The sequence below is a fragment of the [Pseudopropionibacterium] massiliense genome (genome assembly GCF_900607225.1).
Classification (GTDB): domain Bacteria; phylum Actinomycetota; class Actinomycetes; order Propionibacteriales; family Propionibacteriaceae; genus Arachnia; species Arachnia massiliensis.
The window spans coordinates 1742656-1761268 of sequence record NZ_LR027842.1; the positions used below are offsets into that span (position 1 = coordinate 1742656).

General features: G+C 66.9%; 14 protein-coding genes and 1 pseudogene. 9 read left to right on the top strand and 6 right to left on the bottom strand.

From position 1 onward, the window contains the following. Nucleotides 1-81: 81 nt before the first annotated feature. A pseudogene (locus E0E39_RS07775) lies at nt 82-693 on the top strand (helix-turn-helix transcriptional regulator); the annotation flags it as partial. 338 nt (nt 694-1031) lie between these two features. Here E0E39_RS07775 and hemW read toward each other — a convergent pair. Continuing rightward, nucleotides 1032-2240, bottom strand: coding sequence for a radical SAM family heme chaperone HemW (gene hemW, locus E0E39_RS16335; protein ID WP_130874230.1), 1209 nt, complete (start codon nt 2238-2240; stop codon nt 1032-1034). Nucleotides 2241-2312: 72 nt separating this feature from the next. On the opposite strand from hemW, the gene E0E39_RS07785 reads away from it, so the two are divergent. Genes E0E39_RS07785 through E0E39_RS07795 form a run of 3 tightly spaced genes read left to right on the top strand, consistent with a single transcriptional unit; the run spans nt 2313 to nt 5286 of the window. Beyond that, nucleotides 2313-3575: an ABC transporter substrate-binding protein gene (locus tag E0E39_RS07785; RefSeq protein WP_130874231.1), complete on the top strand. Its 1263-nt coding sequence runs from the start codon at nt 2313-2315 to the stop codon at nt 3573-3575. Further along, nucleotides 3572-4465 (top strand): carbohydrate ABC transporter permease, encoded by an 894-nt coding sequence (locus E0E39_RS07790; RefSeq protein WP_130874232.1) that lies wholly within the window; start codon nt 3572-3574, stop codon nt 4463-4465. Before E0E39_RS07785 ends, E0E39_RS07790 begins: the two co-directional genes overlap by 4 nt. Then, nucleotides 4462-5286 carry a carbohydrate ABC transporter permease gene (locus E0E39_RS07795; RefSeq protein WP_130874233.1) on the top strand — a complete coding sequence of 275 codons (825 nt, stop codon included), beginning with the start codon at nt 4462-4464 and terminating at the stop codon, nt 5284-5286. Before E0E39_RS07790 ends, E0E39_RS07795 begins: the two co-directional genes overlap by 4 nt. 7 nt (nt 5287-5293) lie before the next feature. Here E0E39_RS07795 and lepA read toward each other — a convergent pair whose 3' ends face one another. Further along, complete coding sequence (gene lepA, locus E0E39_RS07800) at nt 5294-7117, bottom strand: translation elongation factor 4 (protein WP_130874234.1); 1824 nt, start codon at nt 7115-7117, stop codon at nt 5294-5296. A 190-nt stretch (nt 7118-7307) separates the two neighbouring features. On the opposite strand from lepA, the gene rpsT reads away from it, so the two are divergent. Further along, nucleotides 7308-7571: a 30S ribosomal protein S20 gene (rpsT, locus tag E0E39_RS07805; RefSeq protein WP_130874235.1), complete on the top strand. Its 264-nt coding sequence runs from the start codon at nt 7308-7310 to the stop codon at nt 7569-7571. 95 nt (nt 7572-7666) lie between these two features. Next, nucleotides 7667-9157 (top strand): DUF1846 domain-containing protein, encoded by a 1491-nt coding sequence (locus tag E0E39_RS07810; RefSeq protein ID WP_130874236.1) that lies wholly within the window; start codon nt 7667-7669, stop codon nt 9155-9157. A gap of 12 nt (nt 9158-9169) precedes the next feature. Here the strand turns inward: E0E39_RS07810 and holA are convergent, their stop codons facing one another. Genes holA through E0E39_RS07825 form a run of 3 tightly spaced genes read right to left on the bottom strand, consistent with a single transcriptional unit; the run spans nt 9170 to nt 13273 of the window. Further along, nucleotides 9170-10123 carry a DNA polymerase III subunit delta gene (holA, locus tag E0E39_RS07815; protein WP_130874237.1) on the bottom strand — a complete coding sequence of 318 codons (954 nt, stop codon included), beginning with the start codon at nt 10121-10123 and terminating at the stop codon, nt 9170-9172. Nucleotides 10124-10151: 28 nt separating this feature from the next. Further along, nucleotides 10152-12467, bottom strand: a complete 2316-nt coding sequence (locus tag E0E39_RS07820; RefSeq protein WP_130874238.1) for a ComEC/Rec2 family competence protein — start codon at nt 12465-12467, stop codon at nt 10152-10154. Then, a complete protein-coding gene (locus tag E0E39_RS07825) occupies nt 12464-13273 on the bottom strand; it encodes a ComEA family DNA-binding protein (protein ID WP_165444686.1) in 810 nt (269 codons plus the stop codon). The genes E0E39_RS07820 and E0E39_RS07825 overlap by 4 nt, the downstream gene beginning before the upstream one ends. 194 nt (nt 13274-13467) lie before the next feature. On the opposite strand from E0E39_RS07825, the gene E0E39_RS16340 reads away from it, so the two are divergent. Next, entirely contained in the window at nt 13468-15531 is a 2064-nt protein-coding gene (locus tag E0E39_RS16340) for a bifunctional metallophosphatase/5'-nucleotidase (protein ID WP_130874240.1), read from the top strand. A gap of 53 nt (nt 15532-15584) precedes the next feature. Here the strand turns inward: E0E39_RS16340 and E0E39_RS07835 are convergent, their stop codons facing one another. Continuing rightward, on the bottom strand, nt 15585-16751 hold the full coding sequence (locus tag E0E39_RS07835) for an acyltransferase family protein (protein WP_130874241.1): 1167 nt from the start codon (nt 16749-16751) through the stop codon (nt 15585-15587). A gap of 87 nt (nt 16752-16838) precedes the next feature. Between E0E39_RS07835 and E0E39_RS07840 the strand changes: the two genes are divergently transcribed. Together E0E39_RS07840 and E0E39_RS07845 are read left to right on the top strand one after the other, a co-directional pair. Continuing rightward, nucleotides 16839-18011, top strand: a complete 1173-nt coding sequence (locus E0E39_RS07840; RefSeq protein ID WP_130874242.1) for a sensor histidine kinase — start codon at nt 16839-16841, stop codon at nt 18009-18011. After that, on the top strand, nt 18008-18604 hold the full coding sequence (locus E0E39_RS07845) for a response regulator (RefSeq protein WP_130874243.1): 597 nt from the start codon (nt 18008-18010) through the stop codon (nt 18602-18604). Before E0E39_RS07840 ends, E0E39_RS07845 begins: the two co-directional genes overlap by 4 nt. Nucleotides 18605-18613 lie beyond the last annotated feature (9 nt).

Consider the following 18613-nt stretch of genomic DNA (forward strand, 5'->3'; position numbering starts at 1 on the left):
CTCCTGTTCGGTTCGTTCGACACCAACGTTGCCGCACAATCCGGACAGATTCTGTCCGCTACCCGTGCAAGGCTTGGGTTCATGAGCGAGATCACCCACCGGGTACTGCGGCTGCTGGGGCTGCTCGAGTCCCGCTCCACGTGGACGGGTTCCGAGTTGGCGGAGCGGCTCGGGGTCACGCAGCGAACCATCCGGCGTGACGTCATCAGGCTCCGGGCGCTCGGTTACCGGGTGGAAAGCGTGCAGGGTCTGGACGGCGGATACCGCATGTCGGGTGGCCGTGCCCTGCCCCCTCTGGTGCTCGACGACGACGAGGCCATTGCCCTGACGGCATGCCTGAAGATGGCCGCCTTGGACGGCAGGGACCAGATCGGCGAGGCCGCTCTGCGGGCCCTGGCGAAGCTCGACCAGGTGCTGCCCGCGCGGATTCGTCCCGAGGTCGCAGCGGTTTCGGAGGCCGTGACGACTCTGCCATCCACCCGCCCCGGGATTTCCTGGCAGCCCTTGGCGGCGCTGGCGAAGGCCAAGCGCGACCACTGCCTGGTGCGGATCACCTACGTGCGCGGCGACGGGGAGGAGTCCGAACGGGACGTGGAACCCGCCCAGCTGCTCGCCCAGGCCGGAAAGTGGTATTTGATCGCCTTCGACCGGTTGCGTTCCGACTGGCGGATCTTCCGGCTAGACCGCATGAACCAGGTTCGTGTTCTCACCTTCACCTTCGCTCCCCGCTCCCCACCCAACCCCCGTGACATGTTGCTGGGTCGGCGCCCGGAGAGCTGGCCGCACGAGGCGGTGGTGACGCTCACCTGTCCCTCACGGGCCCTGGAGGACAGGATTCCGGAACGCCATTTCGAGTTGTTGGAGGACAACGACGGGGTCTCGACGCTGCGGGTGGGGGCCGATGATCCCGGCCACATGGCCTGGCATCTCGTCGGTGTAGCGCGCTCTCTGGGAGCGGAGCTGCACGTGGTGCGCGGCGATTCCCTGCGAAACGCCCTGGCGGCCCTGGCAACGGAGTTCACCGAGGCCGCTCAGTCGAGCAGCCTCAGCACCACGCCGTCGGCCAGGAGACGGCCGCGCAGGGTGAGCACGAGCCGGCCGTCTGCCACGGCCCCCAGTCCTTCGGCGACGATCCCGTCGACCCGGGCGGATTCGGTCTCGGTGAGCACGTCCAGCGGTAGTCCCTCGGCCAGCCGGAGTTCGAGCATCACCCGCTCCACCCGGCGATCCTCCGGGGACAGCACCTCCCGGCCCTGAGCCGGGGTGTGGCCGTCGGCCAGGGCGGCCGCGTAGCTGCGCGGGTGTTTGCGGTTCCAGAACCTGACCCCCCCGATGTGGCTGTGGGCGCCCGGGCCCACACCCCACCAGTTCCCGCCCCGCCAGTAGGCCAGGTTGTGCCGGCAGCGCGCGGCCTCGTCGCGGGCCCAGTTGCTGGTCTCGTAGTTGCGGAATCCCAGAGCCGTCAGGTGGTGCTCGGCCATCAGGTATTTCTCGGCGAGTTCGTCGTCGTCCGGCATCGGCACCTCACCCCTGCGGACCCGCATCGCCAGGCGGGTTCCCTGCTCCACGATGAGGGAGTAGGCGGAAACGTGGTCGACGGGTGCTGTGGCCACCGCTTCGAGGCTTTTCTCCCAGTCGGCCGTGGATTCACCGGGGGTGCCGAAGATCAGGTCGAGGCTGATGTGTTCGAAACCGGCCTGCCGGGCCCAGCGTGCCGCATCGAGGCCGCGTCCCGGGGTGTGTGCCCGTTCCAGGACCTCCAGGACGTGAGGCACCGCGGACTGCATTCCCAGTGATATCCGTGTGAAACCGTTCTCCCGGAGTCGTTGGAGGTATTCCGGGTTCACGGTTTCGGGGTTGGCCTCGGTGGTGATCTCGGCGTCGCGAGCCAGACCGAAACGCTCCCGGACAGCGTCCAGAAGGCGTGCCAGATCCCCCGCAGGAAGCATGGTCGGGGTGCCGCCGCCGACGAAGACCGTGGCCGCCTCGGGTGCCCCGTCGCCGAGCACCCGGGCGGCGAGATCGATCTCCTGCAACACCGCGGTGAGGTAGTCGCCGGTGGACATGCCCCGCAGCTCGGATGCGGTGTAGGTGTTGAAATCGCAGTAACCGCAGCGGCTGCGGCAGAAGGGGACGTGCAGATAGACGGAGAAGGGACCTGTTTCCAACTCGGCCAGCGCGGAGCCCGGCAGGGTCCCGTCGAGGGGTACTGGGTCTCCGGTAGGCAACTGATTGGCCACCGGGAGAATATACAGCGCTCAAATTCCCACCCCCGGACTCACACGGAAGACGTTTGGTGAAAGACTCTGGACATGAACCTGACTCGTCGAAGCATCCTCGGATTCGGCGGCCTCGCCGCTGCTGCCGCCCTCAGCGCCTGCGGTTCCAACACCGGGCTCAGCGGCGCTGCGTCCTCGGGCGGCGGCCCGGCCCTGACCCAGTGGTACCACCAGTACGGGGAGGAGGGGGTGAAGGAGGCCGTCGAGCGTTACGCGGCCGAGTACACCGCCACGAAGGTCGACGTGAAGTGGAACCCCGGTGACTATGAAAGCATCCTCGCGGCCCAGTTGCTCACCGATGACGTTCCTGATGTGTTCGAGGTGGAGCAGGGCGGCTCCCTCGACATGATCCGCTCCGGGCAGCTGGAGGACCTGACCGAACTGATATCCCCGGTTCGCGACGACTTCAACGAGGCCGTCATCAAACGTTTCACCTTCGACGGAAAGATCCACGGCATTCCGCAAACCATCGACATGCAGCTGCTCTACTACCGACCCTCCCTGCTGCAGGCCGCGGGGGTGGCCACCCCCGCCACCTTCGATGACCTGGTGAAGGCGGCGAATGCCGTGGCCACCTCGGAGATGGGTGGGTTCTTCGCTGGCAACAAGGGCGGGGTGGACGTGCTGGGAACCCTGCTGATCTGGGCCTCCGGCCATGACCAGCTCGATGCGGATCGCACCGCCGCGGCCTTTCTCACCGACGATTTCTACGCGGCTCTTTCCGCCTACAGGGATTTCTACCAGTCCAACGGGTTGCTGAAGGCGGCCTCGGCCGACTGGTTCTCCGGCGCCGCCTTCGTCAACGGCGAGGCGGCGATGCAATGGGGTGGTTTGTGGTCGCTGCCCGAGATCATCGCCGCCCACGGCGACGACGTCGGCGTGTTGCCGTTCCCCGCCATCGGTGCGAAGGGACGTGTCGCAGTGCCGTTCGGCGCTTTCGGTTCCTGCGTCGCCGCCAAGGGCAGGAACGTCGCGGCCGCCAAGGAGTTCGTGAAATGGCTCTGGATCGATCAGACCGACAAGCAGGTTGACTTCTCCGATTCCTACGGCACCCACATCCCGGCCCGCAAGTCTCTCGTGGCCAAGGCCAAGAAATTGCAGTCCGGCCCCGGGGCGGAGGCAGCTGGGTTCGTCGGGAACCACGGCTTCGCCAACGACATCATGTGGTCGGGTTCCTTGGGAGAAGCCTATTCCGCGGCCATCAGCAATGTCGTGGTGCAGGGTCAGGATCCGGTTCAGGCCTTCGCCGGTTTCGCAGAACTGGCGGCCACCGAGCTCGCGAAACTGAAGGGATGAGCCTGACCCGGCGCCGGGAACGCTGGTTCCCGGTCTTCGTGGGGCCGTTCGCCCTGGGTTTGCTGGTGTTCGTCTACGTCCCGATCCTGTGGAGCGCCTGGCTGTCCCTCCACGAGGCCCGCAACACGCTCACCCCGACGCGTTTCGTCGGCTTCGACAACTACGCGCATTTGTTGGGCGATCCCCTGTTCCGGGATTCGTTGCTGGTATTCGCGGCGTTCGCCGTGCTCATCGTGCCGCTCACCTATGTGTGCTCGCTGGGGTTGGCGCTGCTGCTGAACGGGCTGAGGTGGGGGCAGGCCTTCTTTCGTTCCGCCTTCTTCATCCCGACCGCGGTCTCCTACGTGGTCGCAGCCCTGGTGTGGCGGTTCGGATTCTTCTCCGGGACCCGTTTCGGTTTGCTGAACTCCCTGATCCGGATCTTCGGCGGGGACCCGGTGAACTGGCTCGGAGGTGGTGACGGCCTGTACTGGATCGCCCTGGTCACGGTGCGCCTGTGGTTGCAGGCCGGGTTCTACATGATCCTTTTCATCGCGGGCCTGCAACGCATCCCGCCCGAGACCTACGAGGCAGCGGCACTCGACGGGGCGCACGGCTGGCGGATGCTGCGTCACATCACCCTTCCCCAGCTGCGCGCCACCTCGGCTGCGGTGATCATGCTTCTGCTGATCGGGGCCTTTCAGGCCTTCGACGAGTTCTACAACCTGCTGGGGTCCATCGGCTCCTACCCACCCTACGGTCGTCCACCGCTGGTGCACCTGTACCTGACCGCCCTGGGCGGAGGGCAGCAGGACCTGGGGGTCGGGGGCGCAGGGACGATGATCCTGGCCAGCATCATCGTGGTGTTCGGCCTGCTGCAGAACCGGGTTTTGGGGAGGCGGAACGGATGAGGCCATCCCGGCTCGTCACGGCGCTGCGTTACGGGGTGGCGACAGTGCTGTCCCTGTTCTTCCTGCTGCCCCTCTACGTGATCGTCAGGAACGCCTTCTCAACGAACCAGAACATCACCGCCCCCCACTGGAACTGGCTGCCCGATCAGCTCAGCCTGGCCAATCTGGACTCCATGCTGTCCTCCGATTCGACGGGCGTGTTGAGGGGATTGCTGAACTCGGCGATCATGACCGTCCTGCAGACGGTGGGCACCGTGGTGGTCTCCCTGATGGCGGGATACGGGTTGGCGTGTTTCAACCACAGGCTGTCGAGGATGGTACTGGGATTGACGGTGTTCACGCTCATGGTTCCGGCCGCCACAACCTTCGTCCCGATGTTCATCATCACCGCCCGGTTCGGCTGGGTCGACTCGTTCCAGGGGCTGGTGATTCCGGGCATGTTCTCGGCCTTCGCCACCTACCTGTTCCGGCAGGCCTTCCTGGACTTCCCATCCGAGCTGGAAGACGCGGCTTTGATGGACGGATGCAACCCGTTCACGGCCTTCTGGCGGATCGTGGTGCCGAACTCCACCGGAACGATCGCAGCGGTCGGCACGATCGTGCTGATCGGATCGTGGAACGCCTTCCTGTGGCCCTCACTGATCGGCCGCGAGGCGACGCGCACCGTTCAGGTGGCGCTCAGTCAGTACATGACCAGCCAGAACGTACGCTACCCAGAACTTTTCATGGGTTCGCTGATCGCGATCCTGCCGATGCTGGTGGTCTTCCTGTTCCTGCAGCGTTTCCTGGTCCAGGGCCTGGCAACTTCCGGGCTGCGCTGAACGGCGTCTACTTCTTGGTGGTCTCCGATGTGGACAAAGCAGCCACGAAGGCCTCCTGCGGCACCTCGACGCGACCCACCATCTTCATCCGCTTCTTGCCCTCCTTCTGTTTCTCCAGGAGCTTGCGTTTGCGGGAGATGTCGCCGCCGTAGCACTTCGCCAGCACGTCCTTGCGCATGGCGCGGATGGTTTCACGGGCGATGACCCGCGAACCGATTGCCGCCTGGATCGGTACCTCGAACTGTTGGCGAGGAATGAGTTCCTTGAGTTTGCCCGCCATTCTCAGGCCGTAGGAGTAGGCCTTGTCCTTGTGGACGATCGCCGAGAAGGCGTCGACGGGGTCGCCGTGGAGGAGGATGTCCACCTTCACCAGGTCGGCCACCTGCTCACCATCGGGTTCGTAGTCGAGTGAGGCATAGCCCTTGGTGCGGGACTTCAGTGCGTCGAAGAAATCGAAGACGATCTCGGCCAGCGGCAGGGTGTAGCGGATCTCGACCCGGTCCTCGCTCAGGTAGTCGAGTCCCTGCTGCACACCGCGCCGGGTCTGGCACAGCTCCAGTATGGTGCCGATGTACTCGGACGGGGTGAGGATGGTGCCGCGCACCACCGGTTCGTGAACCTCCGCGACCTTGCCCGTCGGGTATTCCGACGGGTTCGTGACGGTGTGTTCGGTGCCGTCCTCCATGACCACGCGGTAGACGACGTTCGGCGCGGTGGAGATCAGGTCGAGGTTGAACTCGCGTTCAAGGCGTTCCCGGACGATCTCCATGTGCAGCAATCCCAGGAAACCGACCCGGAACCCGAAACCGAGGGCCCCGGAGGTCTCGGGTTCGAAGGTGAGGGCCGCGTCGTTGAGCTGGAGTTTCTCCAGCGCCTCGCGCAGCTCGTTGAAGTCGTCGCCGTCGATCGGATAGAGGCCCGCGTAAACCATCGGGTTGGGGTGCCGGTAGCCTCCGAGATCCTCGGAGGCGGAACGCGACGCCCCGGTGATGGTGTCACCCACCCGCGACTGCCGCACGTCCTTGACGCCGGTGATCAGGTAACCCACCTCGCCGACCCCGAGCGCGTCGGACTTCTTCGGTTCCGGGGAGATCACCCCCACCTCGAGGAGGTCGTGCTCGGCCCTGGTGGACATCATGAGGATACGTTCGCGGTGGCTGAGTTCCCCATCGACCACGCGGACGTAGGTGACCACGCCACGGTAGGTGTCGTAGACGGAATCGAAGATCAGGGCCCGCGCCGGTCCCTCGGGGTTCCCGACCGGGGCGGGAATTTGAGCGACGATCTGGTCCAGCAGTTCCGCGACACCGGCTCCGGTCTTCGCCGAGACCCTGAGCACATCCGACTCGTCGCAACCGATGATCCCCGCCAGTTCGGAGGCGTACTTGTCCGGGTTCGCGCCGGGCAGGTCGATCTTGTTCAGCACCGGGATGATGTGGAGGTCGGCCTCCAGCGCCAGGTACAGGTTGGCGAGGGTCTGCGCCTCGATTCCCTGGGCCGCGTCGACCAGCAGAACCGCCCCCTCGCAGGCCGCCAGGGAACGCGAGACCTCGTAGGTGAAGTCGACGTGCCCGGGGGTGTCGATCATGTTGAGGACGTGCTCGACCCCGTCGACGCTCCACGGCATCCGCACCGCCTGCGATTTGATGGTGATGCCCCGTTCGCGTTCGATGTCCATGCGGTCCAGGTACTGGGCCCGCATGGCGCGTTCGTCCACCACCTTCGTCAGCTGCAGCATCCTGTCGGCCAGCGTGGACTTGCCGTGGTCGATGTGTGCGATGATGCAGAAATTGCGGATGATCGCCGGATCGGTCCTACCGGGAGCGGGCATGCATCCTCCTTGGGAGCCGGGAGCGGGACGAGCCATCTTCTCACGAGTGGCACCTTGGGCACGAGCCCGACGCGGCCGGACCGGGCGGGCCGGGATTTTGCGGCCACCCCGAAGCTCCGCTAGTCTGAGCAATCGCGTCATCACAACGCACCCACATACCGAGTAACCCAGACTAGTGAGGCAAGCCCAAGTGGCAAACATCAAGTCCCAGAAGAAGCGCGTCAAGACCAACGAGAAAGCACGTCAGCGCAACAAGGCTATCAAGTCGGAGCTGCGCACCCATGTGCGCCACTTCCGCGCCGCGGTCGCCGAGGGCGACAAGGCCAAGGCCGTCGAGCTCTCCCGGGTCGCCAACCGCGCCCTGGACAAGGCCGTGACCAAGGGCGTCATCCACGCCAACCAGGCTGCCAACCGCAAGTCAGCGATCAGCCTCACCGTCAACGCCCTCGACTGAGCCCAGGCCGCGAGGGCAATTCCAGCGCCCGGACCCACTCGGTGGTCCGGGCGCTGTTTCGCGTATGCTTCGGCAGGCACAATGAATGGGGAGCAATGCACAAAGTTGGATTCGACCGGGAAAAATACCTGATTCTCCAGGGGGAACGCATCGAGGCCCGACGACGACAGTTCGGGGGCAAGCTCTACCTCGAATTCGGGGGAAAACTTGTCGACGACATGCACGCCTCCCGTGTACTCCCGGGTTTCACCCCCGACAACAAGATCGTGATGCTGGCAGGCCTCGCCGACGAGGTGGAAATCGTGGTGGTGGTCAACGCCCAGGACTTCTCCCGCCGCAAGGTCCGCGCCGACCTCGGAATCTCCTATGAGGACGACGTGCTGCGCCACATCGACGCCTTCCGCTCCTACGGTCTCTACGTCGGCAGCGTGGTCATCTCCCACTGGTCCAACGACAACCGTCAGGCCACGGCGTTCAAACGAAAACTGGAGCGGCTCGGCATCAAGGTCTACCGGCACCACGTGATCCCGGGTTACCCGCACGACGTGGCACGCATCGTCTCCCCGGAGGGGTACGGACGCAACGACTACATCGAGACCGAACGCGACCTGGTGGTGGTGACCGCTCCCGGCCCGGGGTCAGGCAAGATGGCCACCTGCCTGTCACAGCTCTACCACGACCACCAGCGGGGAGTCCGCTCCGGTTACGCGAAGTTCGAGACCTTCCCGATCTGGAACCTGCCCCTCGACCATCCTGTGAACATCGCCTACGAGGCCGCCACCGCGGACCTCGACGACGTGAACATGATCGACCACTTCCACCTGGCGGCCTACGGGGAGCAGACGGTCAACTACAACCGTGACATCGAGATCTTCCCCGTGCTGGAACGCCTGTTCGAGCAGCTCCTCGACGAATCCCCGTACCAGTCGCCCACCGACATGGGCGTCAACATGGCAGGCATGTGCATCAGCGACGACGAGGTGTGCCGGGAGGCCTCCAAGCAGGAGGTGATCCGCCGCTACTTCAAGGCCCTCGCCGCGGAGCACCGGGACCAGTCGGAGCCGATCCAGTCGGATCGCATCGCCTTGTTGATGAGCAAACTGCAGATCTCCCGCGAGGACCGGCCCGTGGTGCTTCCCGCGCTGGAGAAGCAGAGGACCACGAAGGGACCGGCCGCCGCCATCCAGCTCCCAGACGGGCAGATCATCGTGGGCAAGACATCACCGTTGCTGGGGGCCTGTTCCGCGATGCTCCTGGATGCGCTGAAGGCCCTGGCCGGCATCGACCCGGATGTGAAACTGCTCGCCACCGAGACCATCGAACCCATCCAGACGCTGAAGACGAAGCACCTGGGAAGTCGGAATCCCCGGCTCCACACCGACGAGGTCCTGATCGCCCTGTCCGTCAGCGCCACCCACAGCGACTTCGCCCGCCGCGCACTGGCAGAACTTCACAACATCCGGGGCTGTGACGTCCACTCGACGGTGATCCTCGGTCCCGTGGACGAGGCCATCCTGCGCAGCCTGGGGGCCTACGTCACGTGCGAACCGGTGTTCCAGACCAAGAGGCTGTACCGGAAGCACTGAGCCCGCGGGGTTTCAGGTTCGTCTCTGGCGGAGGACGCCGAGCACCATGCGTTCAAGCGCGTAGTCCGGGTTGGTGGCCGCCCCCTTGACGTCCGCGTCGGCCCGGGCGATGATCCCGATGGCCGCGGCCACCCCGGCCGGCTGCCAGTTCCGGGAGGTGCGCTGGTACTCCTTCAGTTTGAACGGCGGCACCCCGATTCGCCGGGCCAAGTCGGTCCCGCTCCCCCGCGCCTCCAGATACTTGCCCATGCCACGGAAGGCACCGGCCATGGCGGATGTGATCAGCACGGGGGCCACGCCAGAACCGAGGGCCCAGCGGAGACGTTCCAACGCCAGCGACGCATCACCGGCCAGCACGGCGTCGGAGACCGCGAACGAGGTGACCTCCGCCCGTCCCGCGAAGTACTTCCGCACCAGGGCCTCGTCCACCGGCTCCCCGTCGGAGTCGGAGGCGAGCTGCGCGACCGCCGAGGTGAGCGCCCTCAGATCGTTTCCGACCGCCGCCACGAGCGCCCCGGCCGCGTCCTGGGAGAGCTTCACCTTCCGGGAACGCGCCTCCTCCACGCAGAACTTCGGCAGTTCCCAGGGTTTGGGGGCCGCCACGGCGACCGTCTCGATCCTGGCCTTCTTCAGTTTGTCGATCAAGCCCCTGCCCTTGTTCCCGCCCTCGTGTGACAGGATCAGGCACAGCTCGTCGCCGGGGTTCTTCGCCAGGGCGACCAGGGCGTCGACGACATCGGGCGGGGTGGAGCCGACGTCATCGATGATGGCGACGATGTGGTTCGAGAACAGGGATCCCCCCGTCACCTCCGAGAGCATGGAATCGGCCAGTTCCGCCCCACAGACCCGGTTGACCTCGGCGTCGGGTTCCGCCTCCAGGGCGGCCCGGCGCCTGCCGTCGATGGCGCGGGCGGCCAGCAGGGATTCCGAACCGGTGACGAGCAGGGTGCGTCCGAAACTGTTCACGGGCCCAGCATGCCAGCTGACCCCGACATCAGCCACGCCAGCGACGCACACCGAGTCGCCCGTCATCACCCGAGGAGACCGCGATGCTGCCCTCCGTGTCGGTGCGCGCCACCGCCATGCCCAGCGAGGTCACCCTGCTCAAGGTCTTGGGGCTCGGGTGCCCGTAGTCGTTTCCCAGCCCACAACTCGCCACGGCCAGCTGCGCCGACGAGGCCTCCAGGAATTCCGGGGCCTGCCGGGAGGATCCGTGGTGGGGAATCTTCAGGATGTGCACGGAAAGCGGGATGCCCAGGTTCCGGGCCCGCCGGATCGCCTGTTCCTGACCGCCGGGTTCCGCGTCCCCCGGCAACAGGACCCGCAGACCCGAGATGTCCGCGATTCCCACGACGGAGGAGTCGTTCTCGACCGAGCTCTCGCTCTCCCCTGCGACGGACGCCCCACCCGGCTGCCAGGCCGAGACCGTCACCCAGTTCACGTCCCCCACTTCCATGCGCTGCCCCGGCTCCGCCACGAGCAGGCGTGCGCCGTGGGCCTCCGCCGTGGCCTCGACGGATGCCGCCGCGAAACCGGGGGAACGCAGCGGGCTGACCAGCACCAGTTCCGGACGGAACCGGGACACGACGGCTTCCGTTCCCCCGATGTGATCCGCGTGGAAGTGGGTCAGGACCAGCAGCGGGATGCGTTCGACGCCCAAGGACTCCAGGCAGGCGATGGTGGGGCCAGGTTCCGGTCCCGTGTCCACCAGAACCGCCGTTGCTTCGCCTGCCCGCAGCACCGTCGCATCCCCCTGACCGACATCGCAGAAAACCACCTGCCATCGCCCCGGCCATCCCAACGGGGCCGGGCGAATCCATCCTGCCAGCAGCAACCCGAGGGCCAGCAGCAGAAAACCTGCCCGCCGCCGGAGCCCCGCCCGGGCCAGCACCGCTACCGCCACCGCCAGCAGGACGCTGGTGAGCATCCCGAACGGGGTGGCGGGCCACTCGAGGACGGCCCCCGGCATGGCCGCGCCAAGATGCGCGATCCAGAGGATGGGCTGCACCACCCAACCGGCCACCCAGGCCACCGCGGCAGCGACAGGTGGGGCCCAGATCAGAAGGGTGACCGCCAGTCCGAGCACGGTGGCGGGGCCGACGAAGGGGCCGGCCAGGGCATTGGCGAGCACCCCGACCACGGACACCTGACCGGACAACACCGTCGTCAGGGGAATCGTGGCCAGCTGCGCGGCCAGAGGTACCGCAACGGCCTCGGCGAGCCATGCGGGAGCCCAGCCTGTCATGATCCTGGCGAACGGCTCCGCTCCCAGGCTGATGCCGAGGCAGGCAGCCGCGGAGAGCGCGAAACCCCAGGAACGCGCCAGCCAGGGATCCAAGGGCATCAGGACGAGGACCGCGATACTCAGGTTTCGGATGCTGCTCCTGCCGCGCCCGATTCCCGCGGCGGGCAGGACGACAAGTCCCATGGCAGCCGCCCGCAGCACCGAGGGTTCGGCCCTGCACACCAGAACGAACAGCGCCACTCCCCCGGCAGCGATACCCCGGATCGCCCAGCCACGAACTCCCAGGAACCGTACGACGAGCAACAGCACACCGAGCAGCAGCGTCAGGTTCGAACCGCTGACAGCGAGCAGATGGCTCAGCGAGGTGGCGCGAAAGATCTCGGTGAGTTCCTTGGTGATCCCGCTGCGGTCCCCGACCACCAGAGAAGGAACCAGGGCCGCCTGTTCGGGTGGCGAGTGAGAAGCAGCCTCACGCAGTCCCGCGTGAATCATGCTCACGAGGGCGTTGAAGACATCCGGGGCACGCGCCTGATCAGAGATCCTGCTCACCCGCACGACGAACGCCTCCTGGGAATCCGGCTCCGAGGCGCCGAGCCGGCCCAGGACCTTGTGAACAGAGCCGGGCGCGATGCCGGCCAGTTCGGTGGCCAGTTGGTCCCCGGCAAGCAGAAGAATCGGCTGCGATGTGGTGAGGCTTTTCCTCCCCACATCCAGCTGCAGCAGCGTGGCACGGACGATCGCGAGGCTGCGACCCGAGTGCTTCACCAGGGTTGGTTCTCCGTCCAGACGAACCAGCACGGATGCCAACGGCTCATCCGCGGCCCACCTGGCGGGCATGCCGTCGTGCAGTCCCGCGGAACGCAACCCGGATGTGAGAACGGCCACCACCAAGGTGCAGGCGGCAAGCCCCACCCAGATGCGTCGCACCAGCAGGAGACACACCACCAGGATTCCCACGCATCCGAGAAGCACCCCCGCTCCGGGCCGCCACCCCGAGGTCCCGGCCCAGCAACCCGCCCAGGCGGCGACCGCCAGTGGGAAAAGACGCCAGTCGTGCCCTTTCACAGGGTCACCAGCGGCGACAACTTCTCGAACAGTTTCGACCCGATCCCCGAGACCTGCCGAAGCTGCGAGACATCGGTGAAGGAACCGTTGTCCGTGCGCCACTTGATGATGGCCTCGGCCAGGACAGGACCGACTCCCGGGAGTTCCTGAAGCTGCTGCGAGGTGGCTCGATTGAGGTTCACCAGCCCCGCCCCGGAGGTCGTTGCCGACCCCGTCGCCGAACTGCCACCACCGGGATCCACAACCTCCCCGCGAGGTGACTCCGAGGTCCCCACTATGACTTGTTGCCCATCCCTGACCGGGGCCGCGAGATTCAGCTCCCCGGGATCAGCTCCTTGAGCCAGCCCACCGGCAGCCTCGATCACGTCCTGAACGATGGCGCCATCCGAAACCGACACCACCCCGGGTCTGGCCACGGCCCCGAGAACGTGAACCCGCACCAGGCCACGACTCGCGGAGGCCTCGGGACCGGGTGATGCTGCCGCGGTCGAGACGGGAACCACGCTGGGTGATGCAACCGGCAGCTCCGTCGCGGAACTCTGCCCCAGAGCATGGATGGTGATCACCATCCCGCCGACCAGCAGGGCCGCCACCACGATGATGTGCTCGCGGCCGAGCATCACCACCCGCCGCCACCCCTTGGGGGCCTGCTGCCCGGAGGGTTCAGATGGCTCCTCCTTCCCGGGTCCGTCATTGCTGAGCGGGACATCGTCAGCCCGGCGCGCCGCACCGAGCGGAGTCTGCCCCGATGCGACGAGCGCCAACCGCGCCCGTTCGATCTGCTGCTGTTCCGTGAGGCTCCCCATGCCAACACTCTGGGCGGTGTGGAGCCAGATCCTCCACTGAGTCATGACCCTGTTGGAAACTCTGACAAAGATTACACCTAATTTAATGCCAGGTTAACAAAAAATTAATTCCTTGACTGGATTGGTGACCGCGCCGGAAGGTGATCTCGGAGAGATCGACAACAGCGTCGACCGGAGAACACCTGGAGTTGCTCATGATTCCGCTCAGGAAACGTTTCACAGCCGGGCTCACGGCCCTGTGCCTGGGGCTCGGGACACATCTCATGGCACAGCCCCGCGCAGCGGCCGACCCGGCCGACTGCACGCCCGCCAACACCGTTTCGATGTTCACCTACAACGACTTCCACGGCAGGCTGGCGAACGCCGCGGCCCTGTTCACCCCCGTGGAGAAGGCCCGCGCCTCCCGGGGGGACGCGAATGTCGCTCTCATCAGCAGCGGGGACGACATCGGGGGTTCCACGTTCGAGTCCATGGCCGATGACGACAACCCCACCCTGAAGGTGATGGCCGCTGCCAAACTCAGCGCACGAACCGTCGGGAACCACGAGTTCGACAAGGGCTGGGCCGACCTCGCGGGCCGCGTGAACCCAGCGGTACCCGGGGTGGATCAGCTCGGGGCGAACGTCTACCTCAAGGGAACCAGGCAGGTGGCCTCCCCACTCAAGGCGTACACGACCTTCAAGGTCGGGGAACTCGATGTCGCCGTGATCGGCGCCGTAACCGGGGATCTGCCGTCCCTCGTCTCCCCCGCCGGGATCTCGGACCTGACCATCGGTGACCCCGTGGATGCCGTGAACGAGACAGTTTCCCAGCTTCCCGAGGGAATCGACCTGGTGATCGCCTCCATCCACGAAGGAGCGCCGAGCGGAAACGGCACCGGTGACGAGCAGGCCGCCACCAGCCCGAACTTCCGGAAGATGTGGACGGGAATCGACCCGAGGATTCGCGTGGTGCTGGGCGGACACACCCACCAGACCTATTCGTGGACCAACGACAAGGGGCAGCTGTTCACCCAGGCCGGTTCCTACGCGGCGGCCCTGAACGAGCTCAAGGCCGGGGTCACCGACGACGGCGCCCTGTGCGGGATCTCCAACACCACCACCGGGATCGACCCCAAGGCATCCGACACGAGCCTGCCGCGCATCCGGGAGATCACCGACATCGTCTCCGCCGCCGTCACCAAGGCCGATGAGATCGGCGCACAGGTGATCGGCCAGGCAACCGAGGCCATCTCGACGCCGACCGGCAACTCCGACGTCCGGGACGTGGAGTCGCCCATGAGCAACATGGTGGCCCAGATGTTCCGGGAGGTGCTGGGCGGCGACGATCCGTATTTCATCGGCGTCCAGAACCCGGGTGGCACCCGCGACAGCTTCGATGCGGGGGAGATCACCTACAAGGAGGCCGCGCTCACGCTGCCGTTCGCGAACACCCTGATGACCACCCGGCTCACCGGGGCCCAGTTCAAGACGATCCTGGAGCAGCAGTGGCAGCGCAACGACAAGGGCGAGATCCCCTCGCGCCCGTTCCTGCGCCTGGGTCTTTCCAGCAACGTCTCCTACACCTATGACGAGTCCCGCCCGGAGGGGGACCGGATCACCTCGGTCTTCGTCGGGGACTCCCCACTCGATCCGGAGCGGCTCTACACCGTCGGTTCCACTTCCTTCCTGATCGCGGGTGGGGACAATTTCCGGGAGTTCGCGAAGGGCGCCGGGACCCGGGACACGGGACGCGTCGATCTGGAGGCCTGGACCGAATGGGTGAAGGCCCGGCAGACGCTCTCCCCCAGCTACGCCAAGCGCGGCCTGCCGCTGATCGACGCCCCCACCGAGATCAACCGGAACGGCGGGACCGCCACCTTCAACTTCGACGTGCCGGGTGGCGACGTGAAGGCACGGGAGGGCATCGACTTCCTGCTGGGTGAGGCGGCCGGCGCATCCCCGAAGGACCCGGCCAAGGTCAGCCCGGCGCTCACGAACAACGGCGTCGAGGTCTTCCTGGGCGGGACCGGAATCGGCAGCGGGACCGTGACCGACGGCAGGGCGAAGGTCGATGTCACACTGCCCGGCGGCTGCTCCGCACCCACCGGAACCCAGACGCTGACCTTCAGGTTCGCCCCCTCGGGGACCCTCGCCCACCGGCAGGTGAACATCACCGGGGACGATTCGTCGTGTACCCCGGCCCCGCCGGAACCGGAGCCGACGGGGACCCCGTCGCGGACCCTCGTCAGGCCGGGGCTCCCCAGGACCGGTTCGTGACGAACGGTGAGGGGACGGGGGAGGGATCCCGTCCCCTCACCTTCACAGCCCGATCAGCGCGCCCGGCGCGGGTAGCGCCTGCCGTTGAGCCATGCACCCAGCCAGGTGTGCCGGACCAGCAGTTCGTAGGTGATCAGCAGGACCGCGGTGGTCACGACCCACGTGACCAGGAGCTTCACCGGAACCGGCCATCCCAGGTCGGCCAGCGGGATCTCGAACAGCACCAGCAGCGGCAGGTGAACCAGGTACATCCAGTAGGAGGCGTCCGCGAGGTAGCGGATCCAGGTGTGTTCCCGGTCCAGGAACCGCACCGCGGCGCCCAACAGGCCGAAACCGAGCAGCCAGCCCGCCAGGGCGACGGCGACCATCAGCGCCTCCCTCGGCACGCCTGGGAGCCACACGACCACTGTCGCGACGAGACCCAGCACGAGCATCGGGAGCCAGTTCCCGGCGATGCGTTGCACGGAACCCGGGGATGCGTGCAGGAACCAGCCGGTCAGGAACGCCCCCAGGTAACCGAGCGTCGATGCCGGTTCCGGGACGATGGTGGTCGGGGCGATGATCCCACCCGCCGGTTCCCCACCCTGCACCAGCAATGCGACCACGAAGACCAGGGCCGGAAGGAGGACACCGACCGGGTGGGACAGGATCTCACCGATCCGGGTGGCGGCCCGCCCTGCGCGCTCCGCGCCCAGGAACCGGAGCAGCGCGGACCGGGCGAGAAGCACCAGGGTGGCGAGCTCGAACAGCACCAGCAGGAACCACAGCTGCCCCGGGGTGAACATCATCAGGGGTGAGGCCGGCTCCGAGGCCATCGGCGCCGGCAGGCCCCGGACCGAGGCCCCGTACATCGCGAGGAGACCGAGCGGGATGACCGTGAACGGCCAGAAGACGACGGCGGGCAGCAGGATCCGCTTCGCGCGGTCCCGGAAGTAGCTACCGGACCCGCGCCGCAGGGTGACCATTCGCCCGAAATAGCCGGCCAGCAGCATGAACAACGCCATCCGGAACAGGTGGATCGTGCCGAATACCCACAGGGCGAGGATGCTGCGCTCGGAGTCGTTGATCATCCAGACGATGTCGGTGAAGGGCAGCAACGAGTGCAGGACTATGCCGAGCAGCAGGGCGCCGGAACGGACTGCGTCGAGGCCGTGCAGGCGTTGCGGGAGGGCATCGGAACGGGCGGTGCCGGGTTCGTGAAGGCATTTTTCGGTGGTCATGGTTCGAAGTTACGATTCCGGATCCGCCTCCACCATCGTCCGATCGGTGGATGGCGGCCACCACCACCGGACCGGGACAATGGTCCGGTGGAACGCTACGAGAGCCCGATCGCGATCCGGGCGGCACGCTGGGGACCCTTCGTGCTGCTCGCCGTGTCGGTGATCATCGGCTGGGTCCTGACGGACAGGCTCATCGACCCCGGGGGCATGCTCGTCTCCCTGTGCCCCGCCGCCCTGATCCTGCTCGGCCGCGTGTTCGTGGCGGTCCGGCCGCCGTCCGGGGGAAGCCCGGCAGCGCTCGCTTTTGTGGCGGGCAATCTGCTGCTCGCCCTGACGGCCTCCCTGTTCAACCCGTTCATGTGCATCTACCTGTTCTCGGGCTATCCGGATGTCGACCGCCTGGTCACGGGATCCTTCCGGGTGCCCGCCACCATCGCCACGGGGCTGGTGATCGCGGTCGGACAGGCCGGTGGGATCCCCGGGGCCTCGGCGACTCCTTGGCTTTTCACGCTGCTGGCCCTGGTGAACGTCGGGGTGGCCTTCCTCATGCTGACGCTGAACCGGGAGCACGAACGTCAGGTGCGGATCCGGGAGGAGACCGCCGAGCGGCTGGCGAAGGCCAACGCGGCCAACCTGGCCCTGCACGAGGAGCTGATGGCGCAGGCCCGCCAGATGGGTATCGAGCAGGAACGGGCACGGTTGTCGCGGGAGATCCACGACACCGTGGCACAGGGACTGATCGGTGTGATCCGCCAGCTGGAGGCGCTCCCCTCCTCCTTGGACGACTCCGCCCGGGAAAGGGTCCGGCGGGCAGAACAGGTGGCGCGGGACTGCCTCACGGAGGCACGGCGGGCGGTGCAGGCCCTGGCGCCACACCAGTTGGATGACGGTCCCCTGGCCGATGCCCTGCACGAGATCGTCAGGGGCTGGGGGCGGATGAACCACATCGTCACCGAACTGGATGCCGACGACGCCCCGGCCGCCTCGCCGCACGACGGAGTGCTGGTCCGCGTCGCCCAGGAATCCTTGGCCAACACAGCCCGGCACGGCAACGCCAGCCGGGTGTGGGTGCGCCTCGACGGCACACCCGCCGGGCCGCGGATCCGCATCACCGACGACGGCATCGGTTTCACACCCATCTTCGCCGCCGGGCACGGGCTTTCCGGCATGCGTGATCGCCTGACAGAGATCGGCGGCAGCCTGAGAGTGGACAGCGCGCCGGGGAAAGGATGCACGGTGACAGCAGTGGTTCCCTCATGACCCTCCGGCTGGTGGTGGTGGACGACCACCCGATCGTCCGGGACGGCCTCGTCGGGATCTTCGCCCTGGAGGAGGACATCGACGTGGTCGGGCAGGCCGGGAACGGCCCCGAGGCCCTGGCCGTCGTGGCCGAGCACGATCCCGACCTGGTGCTGATGGACCTCAGGATGCCCGGCGGCGACGGATTCGCGGCCATCAGGCAGCTGCGGGAACGGGGAGAGCGTCCCCGGGTTCTCGTGCTCACCACCTACGACACGGAACGCGACATCCGCAGGGCGATGGCGGCGGGCGCCGACGGATACCTGTTGAAGGACCTTCCCCGCGACCAGCTCGTGGCGGCCGTCCGGGAACTGATGAGCGGCTCCCCCCGGGCGCACGCCAACGCCCCCCACGGGTCACGGTTGTCGCTCACCGACCGGGAGACCGAGGTGCTGGCGCTGGTCGCGGACGGTCTGACCAACCGGGCGGTCGCGAGACGACTCGGGATCGGCGAGGCCACCGTGAAAACCCACCTGGCCCACGTCTACGCCAAGCTGGGGGTGCTGGACCGGGCCGCCGCGGTGCGGGAGGCCTGGGAGCGGGGGCTGGTCTGAGAACCGGCC